General features: G+C 66.0%; 7 protein-coding genes. 6 read left to right on the plus strand and 1 reads right to left on the minus strand.

Annotated elements, in window-relative coordinates; genetic code table 11:
* Positions 1 to 533, minus strand: a 533-nt coding sequence (gene thiL / locus G3O00_RS38010; protein WP_206146079.1) for a thiamine-phosphate kinase, incomplete at its 3' end; no start/stop codon positions are given.
* Positions 534 to 668: 135 nt separating this feature from the next.
* Between thiL and G3O00_RS38015 the strand changes: the two genes are divergently transcribed.
* The 6 genes from G3O00_RS38015 (at position 669) to G3O00_RS38040 (ending at position 7,036) form a co-directional block, all read left to right on the plus strand.
* Positions 669 to 3,011, plus strand: coding sequence for an NADP-dependent malic enzyme (locus G3O00_RS38015; RefSeq protein WP_277399368.1), 2,343 nt, complete (start codon positions 669 to 671; stop codon positions 3,009 to 3,011).
* A 379-nt stretch (positions 3,012 to 3,390) separates the two neighbouring features.
* Positions 3,391 to 3,822, plus strand: a complete 432-nt coding sequence (locus G3O00_RS38020; protein ID WP_011350905.1) for a ribonuclease — start codon at positions 3,391 to 3,393, stop codon at positions 3,820 to 3,822.
* Positions 3,823 to 3,838: 16 nt separating this feature from the next.
* Complete coding sequence (locus G3O00_RS38025; protein ID WP_206146080.1) at positions 3,839 to 4,402, plus strand: barstar family protein; 564 nt, start codon at positions 3,839 to 3,841, stop codon at positions 4,400 to 4,402.
* 209 nt (positions 4,403 to 4,611) lie between these two features.
* Entirely contained in the window at positions 4,612 to 5,349 is a 738-nt protein-coding gene (locus G3O00_RS38030; RefSeq protein ID WP_206146081.1) for a hypothetical protein, read from the plus strand.
* A gap of 47 nt (positions 5,350 to 5,396) precedes the next feature.
* Positions 5,397 to 6,140 (plus strand): hypothetical protein, encoded by a 744-nt coding sequence (locus G3O00_RS38035; protein WP_241025524.1) that lies wholly within the window; start codon positions 5,397 to 5,399, stop codon positions 6,138 to 6,140.
* Positions 6,141 to 6,205: 65 nt separating this feature from the next.
* On the plus strand, positions 6,206 to 7,036 hold the full coding sequence (locus G3O00_RS38040) for a hypothetical protein (protein ID WP_206146083.1): 831 nt from the start codon (positions 6,206 to 6,208) through the stop codon (positions 7,034 to 7,036).
* Positions 7,037 to 7,108 lie beyond the last annotated feature (72 nt).

The raw sequence follows: 7,108 nt of genomic DNA on the forward strand, positions 1-7,108 counted from the left end.
TATTCGCCGCGCGCGACACCGAGGCCGGCGCGTGCATCGCCGAGCGTGCCGGACACCCAGACGTCGTCGCCGTCGCGCGCGGCGTCGCGGCGCAGCGCCGCGTCGGGTGAGACTTCGCCGAAGACGGTCACGCACAGGTTCAGCGGGCCGCTCGTCGTGTCGCCGCCGATCAGCTCGCAGCCGTAGCGCTCGGCGAGTGCGAACAGCCCGTTGCTGAATGCTTCCAGCCACGCGGCGTCGGCCCGCGGCAGCGCGCACGCGAGCGTGAACGCGCGCGGCTCGGCGCCCATCGCCGCGAGGTCGGACAGGTTGACCGCGAGCGTCTTGTGGCCGAGCGCGTCGGGCGCGACGTCGGGGAAAAAGTGGCGGCCTTCCACCAGCATGTCGGTCGAAATGGCCAGCAATTTCCCGGATCGGGGCGTGATCAACGCGCAATCGTCGCCGATGCCGAGTGTCGACGCACGGGCGCCCTGCGCGGCGCGGCGCGTGAAGAAGCGTTCGATCAGCGAAAACTCGGAGAGGGCGGCTGGCACGGCGGATGGATCCGAAACGTTGGAAGGAACGGCATTGTACGAGGCGAACGGCGGCGTTCCTGCACCGTTCAGTACAATTTTGTCGCGGCTGTTGCACCCGAATCGCCGGTCTGGCGGCCGATGATTGGCGCTACAATGCCGTCGAAGAGTTATTCTAATCCGCCCGCCAAGAGACACATGTCTACCCAAGCCTCCTCCAAAGCCAAGCTCCGCGAAGCCGCGCTCGACTATCACGAATTCCCGACCCCCGGGAAAATCGCGATCGCCCCGACCAAGCAGATGATCAACCAGCGCGACCTCGCGCTCGCATACTCGCCGGGTGTGGCGTACGCGTGCGAGGAGATCGTCGAGAATCCGCTCAACGCGGCACGCTTCACTGCGCGCAGCAACCTGGTCGGTGTCGTCACGAACGGTACGGCGGTGCTCGGTCTGGGCAACATCGGCCCGCTCGCGTCGAAGCCGGTGATGGAAGGCAAGGCCGTACTCTTCAAGAAGTTCGCGGGCATCGACGTGTTCGACATCGAGCTGAACGAGTCGGATCCGCACAAGCTCGTCGACGTGATTGCCGCACTGGAGCCGACCTTCGGCGGGATCAACCTGGAAGACATCAAGGCGCCGGACTGCTTCATCGTCGAGCGCGAAGCGCGCAAACGGATGAAGATTCCGGTGTTCCACGACGACCAGCACGGCACCGCGATCGTGGTGGCCGCGGCCGTCACGAACGGGCTGAAGGTCGTCAACAAGGACATCAAGAAGGTCAAGCTCGTCGCGTCCGGCGCGGGGGCGGCCGCGCTCGCGTGTCTCGACCTGCTGGTCGACATCGGCCTGCCGATCGAGAACATCATCGTGACCGACCTGGCGGGCGTGGTCTACAAGGGCCGCACCGAGCTGATGGATCCGGACAAGGAGCGTTTCGCCCGCGAAACGGAAGCGCGGACGCTGGCCGAAGTGATCGACGGCGCGGACATCTTCCTCGGCCTGTCGGCTGCCGGCGTGCTGAAGCAGGAGATGGTGAAGGGCATGGCCGAGCGCCCGCTGATCCTCGCGCTCGCGAACCCGACGCCGGAAATCCTGCCGGAACTCGCACTCGAAGTGCGCCCGGACGCGGTGCTGGCCACGGGCCGCACCGACTACCCGAACCAGGTCAACAACGTCCTGTGCTTCCCGTTCATCTTCCGCGGCGCGCTCGACGTCGGCGCGACGACGATCACGCGTGAAATGGAAATCGCGGCCGTCAACGCGATCGCCGAGCTCGCGCAGCACGAGCAAAGCGACATCGTCGCGACCGCGTACGGCATCCAGGACCTGTCGTTCGGGCCCGAATACCTGATTCCGAAGCCGTTCGATCCGCGCCTGATCGTGAAGATCGCACCGGCCGTCGCGCAGGCCGCGATGGACGGCGGCGTCGCGACGCGCCCGATCGAGGACATGGAGGCGTACCGCGTCCACCTGCAGCAGTTCGTGTACCACAGCGGCACGACGATGAAGCCGATCTTCCAGATTGCGCGCGCCGCGCCGGAAGAGAAGAAGCGCGTTGTGTTCGCGGAAGGCGAAGAAGAGCGCGTGTTGCGTGCCGTTCAGATCATCGTCGACGAAAAGCTCGCGAAGCCGGTCCTGATCGGCCGTCCGTCGGTGATCGAGCACCGTATCCAGCGCTACGGCCTGCGCCTGACGCCGGGCACCGACTTCACGGTCGTCAACACCGAGCACGACGAGCGCTACCGCGACTTCTGGCAGACGTACTACAAGATGATGGCGCGCAAGGGCATCAGCGAGCAGCTCGCGCGGGTCGAGATGCGCCGCCGCACGACGCTGATCGGCTCGATGCTGGTGAAGAAGGGCGAAGCGGACGGGATGATCTGCGGCACGATCAGCACCACGCACCGCCACCTGCACTTCATCGACCAGGTGATCGGCAAGCGCCCGGGCTGCAGTGTGTACGCGGCGATGAACGGCCTCGTGCTGCCGGGCCGCCAGATTTTCCTCGTCGACACGCACGTGAACGTCGATCCGACCCCGGAAGAGCTGGCCGAGATCACGATCATGGCGGCGGAAGAAGTGCGTCGCTTCGGCATCGAGCCGAAGGTCGCGCTGCTGTCGCATTCGAATTTCGGCACGAGCAACGCACCTTCGGCGAAGAAGATGCGCGATACGCTCGCGATCCTGCAGGAACGTGCACCGGAGCTGAAGGTGGACGGCGAGATGCACGGCGATGTCGCGCTCGACGCGGCGCTGCGCAAGGAAATCCTGCCGGAATCGACGCTGGAAGGCGAAGCGAACCTGCTGATCCTGCCGAACATCGATGCCGCGAACATCGCGTACAACCTGCTGAAGACGGCTGCGGGCAACAACATCGCGATCGGGCCGATCCTGCTGGGCGCTGCGCAGCCGGTGCACGTGCTGACCGAATCGGCGACCGTTCGCCGCATCGTCAACATGGCGGCGCTGCTGGTCGCCGACGTGAACGCCACGCGCTGAGCCAAAACGAACGCGCCACGCCGGTCGAACCGGCGTGGCGCGTCAGGCAAAATTGTAAACAAAAGCAAAAAAGCGGCGTGCCCGCAATGGGCACGCCGTCGGGCAGGGCGCAAACGCGCTTCCCGCAAGCAACGTCAGCATCTCTCTCCACTCAGCGTAGCAGCGTGGCAAGGAGGCAGAGTCTTGCCACGCCAGAGATGCCGCTCGCATTTTATCCTATGTAAGATAAATGTAGTGTGATTTCGGTAAAAAATGCGCAATTCCGGGTATCACTGGCCTTTCGATTCCCAAACGGACATTGATTCGCGCGGCCAATAACGCTACGCTAACGCCTTTGTTGGTCGTCAACTACTTGATTTAACAGCGGGAACCCTGGTTCATGGCACGCAAGTGGCTCCGCAACGGCGCGCTCGCGTCCGTCTTCGCGATGTTCGCGATGGGTATCGTCGGCACGCCGACGGGCAGTCTGGTTTCCGCCGCTTACGCACGGGAGGCCGTTCCGGCCGACGTGGCGGCGAGCGGGCTCGATACGATTCCGACCGCCCGTCTTCCGCGCGAGGCCGTGACCACGCTGGGCCTGATTGGCGCCGGCGGCCCCTATCCGTACGAGAAAGACGGCGTCGTGTTTGGCAACCGCGAGCGGATCCTGCCAAAAGCGAAGCGCGGCTACTACCATGAGTACACGGTACCGACGCCGCGTGCCCGCAATCGCGGTGCGCGCCGGATCGTCTGTGGCGGTCCATTGCGCCGGATTGACAACTGTTATTACACGGGCGACCACTACAGCAGTTTTAAACGTATTGTTGAATGACTTCGGGACGAATGGCATGAGCGACTCCATCTACGCGCACGAAACGGCGGCGGCGGAACTGTTCGCGTCCGGCGACGGCAATCTGTTTCAGCGCGTGATCCAACTGCACGCGGCGGCGCAGGCTGGCGGCACGCCGGAGCAACAGGAAGCCGAGCCCGGGCTTTCATCGAACGAGGAGCCTATGAGCCTTTTCACGACCGTGCGACCCAATCTCGTGCAATCGATCCGCGCGTTCCGCGTGCAGGATCTTGCCGACGAAGCCAGCCGGCTCGGCCAGCATTTCCTGTATGCGTTTTGCGGTGCCGCGCAGTCGAAGCAGGAAGTGATGGAAACGATCGCGACGTCGTTCCTGTTCCCGAAGCATTTCGGGAAGAACTACGACGCGCTGTACGACTCCCTGACCGACCTCGTCGCGAAGGCCGGCGCGCAGCCCGGTTTCGTGATCGTCCTCGACGGGCTGCCGATCGCGCAGAAGTTCGACAAGGAAGGGCGCGAGACGCTGCTCGACGTGTTCCGCGAGGCGGCCGAATTCTGGGCCGAGCGCAAGGTCGCGTTCCGCGTGTTCTACTCGTTCGCGTAAGCGCACGTCGGCCGGCGGCCGATCCGGCGAACACCCGACAAAAGCCCGCTTCGAGCGGGCTTTTTTGCGTCCGCACGTTCCGTGCTCGCCGCATCTGACCCGACGAAAGCCTTTCATCGCCCACTTTTTTCCGCGACAATCGGTCAGCCCGGCCGCAGCCGTCGTGCCGGGCGCACAACATCAATCATTCGAGAGAGGGCCGTTTTCCCATGACCGCTACCCGATTCGTGGCGCACACCCGCGCGCGCCGTCCGCTCGTGCACGCGTTGGCCGCGTGCGCACTGTCGCTCGGTATCCCGCTGGCGGCGCACGCCGCGTCGCTCACCCCCGAACAGACCGTCGACGTTTATCTGGGCGCCATCGTCAACAACGACGCGGCCAAGGTCGAGCAATTCAACGCCGCGGTGCGTGCGACCGCCGAGCCGAAGGATGCCGAAAACATGGTGCTGCCGGCCAATATGTACGGCGAGATGCGTGAACAGATGCTCGGGCAGATGCTCGCGTCGATGCCGGATTCCGGGCGCAAGGCGCTCGCGCCGTCGCTCGACTCGATGCTGGTCGCGTACACGGGCGCGCTGCAGCGCTCGCAATGCAAGGCCACCGGCGTGAAGCGCGCGCCGCGGGCAGGCGGGAAGGGGCAGGAACTCGCCACGGTCGATTTCGAGTGCAAGGTGGCCGACGTGACGCCGCCGGGCGACGAGGCCATGAAGGCCGGCAAGGACGCGAAGACCGACCAGCAGCGCTTCGCAGCGGCCAAAACGATGTTCACGGGCGTGGCGCGCGCGTTCAACGACGCACCGGTCAGCCGGCGCATCACGGGGCAGGTGGAGATGGTCGGTTCGGACAGCAAGGGCTGGACGACCGACAGCCCGGAAAGCCTGCTGAAGCCGGTCGTCGACGCGTTGTTCGGCCCGGTTGTCGCGGCGGTTGCCGCCAGCCAGCAATGAGGCTGTCACGCCAGCCCGATCGATTCGACCCCTTGATGACCCGACCGATGAGCGTTTCCCTTCATGCGCGCAGCGGCGCGCGTTTTCCGTGGTTGCGCGCCACCCGCGCGGCCGTGCTGTCCGTGTTCATGGCGACTGGTGCCGCGCACGCGGCGGTGCTGACGCCCGAGCAGACCACCAACCTGTATCTGGGCGCCTTCGTCAATGGCGACGTCGCGAAGGCGGTGCAGTTCAACGATGCCGTGCGCACGCGCTTCGACGGCAAGGACGCGCTCGACGTGGCGGCCTTGTCGAAGCTCGGCGACGAGACGCACGAGCGCCTGGTCACCGGCTTGCTGTCGAGAATGCCGCCCAAGTCCCGCGACGCGTTGCGCGGGCCGATCGGCGCGGCGATCACGTCGTATCAGCAGGGGCTGGCCCGTTCCGAATGCAAGGCCACCCGTTCGACGCAGAAGCCCAACGAATACGTGGAGGATCAGTCGATCGCGACGGTCGATTTTTCGTGCCGAGTCGTGGACATCGAGCCCGGCGTGAAGGCGCTGAAAGAGAAGCTCGGCAATCCGCGCCTGAAGACCAACAAGGCGCTGACGGCTTTCATTTCGGCGTATTTCTCGGGCATCGCGAAAATCTATGACGAGGCGCCGATGGGTCGCACTGTGACGGGGCAGATCGATCTCTACGGCAAGGACGAGCGGGGCTGGCTCACGGGTTCCCCGGGCGATGTGCTGCCCCCGCTGGTCGACGCGTTGCTCGGTCCGATCAGTACGCCGGACGGTCAGGCCGGCCAGTAAGCGGCGGCATCCCGGCGGCCGGCGCACCTCACCGGCGAGCCGTGCCTGCGAACAGGGAGCGAACGATGAAGATCTGCATGCGAGGGCTGCTGGTAGGCGTCGCCGTGATATCGATGTGCGGCACGGTCGTTGCGGATACCGTCGCCACCGGGCCCGCCCTCGTGCCGGCTTCGACGACGGCGCATGCGGCCGTCGAACGGTTGCTGGCCGACCTGCGCACGCACTCGACACCCGACCGGTACGCGGCGGTAGCCGGCGCGATTCACACGTCGCCGGCGCTGGCGGCGCAACTGGACGAGCTGGTCGGCGCCGGCCTGCTGACGCGCATTGCGGTCGACAGCGGCGAGCCCGCGCTCGGCAGGACGACCGGCGCGTTGCGCAACGGGAGCGTGTGGATCCTGACGCCGGCGTTCGTCGCGAACCAGGCGCCGCGGCGCCTGTTCGACGTCGTGCAGGAGGACGACATCCTGCCGGACAACATGGTGTTCGCGCTCGGCTACATGGCATGGCGCGCGAAGCACGATGCCGACGTGAGCCGCGCATCCGGGGCGCTGCGGGCGTCGGACGACAGCGCGGACGCGAAGAAGCAGCGATGGATCGACCTGAATATGCGGATCGACGCCGGCGGCTTCATCCAGGGCTGGAACGACACGGTGGATGCCGCGGCGTTTCGGCATGACGGCCGGCCGATCAGCATCGTACAGGCCGTGCAGATGATGATGAACCTGCGCTATCGCGGCCCGCTGATCAAGGCGATCCAGGCAGCGCCGCCGGCGCGCAAGCTGCGGATCACCGGGCCGGCGCTCGAGCCCGATGCAGGCAACCTCGACGCGCTGGTGTCGGCGCTCCAGAGCGCTCCGGTCATCGACATCGAGCCGTTGAACGCGGCTCGCTGACGCGCGCCGGCGTCATGCGTCGACGCGTGCCCGGTCGCGCGTCGCCATCACCATCCGCCCCAGCGCGCCGCG

It is taken from the genome of Burkholderia sp. Ac-20384 (genome assembly GCF_017104605.1).
GTDB lineage: Bacteria > Pseudomonadota > Gammaproteobacteria > Burkholderiales > Burkholderiaceae > Burkholderia > Burkholderia lata.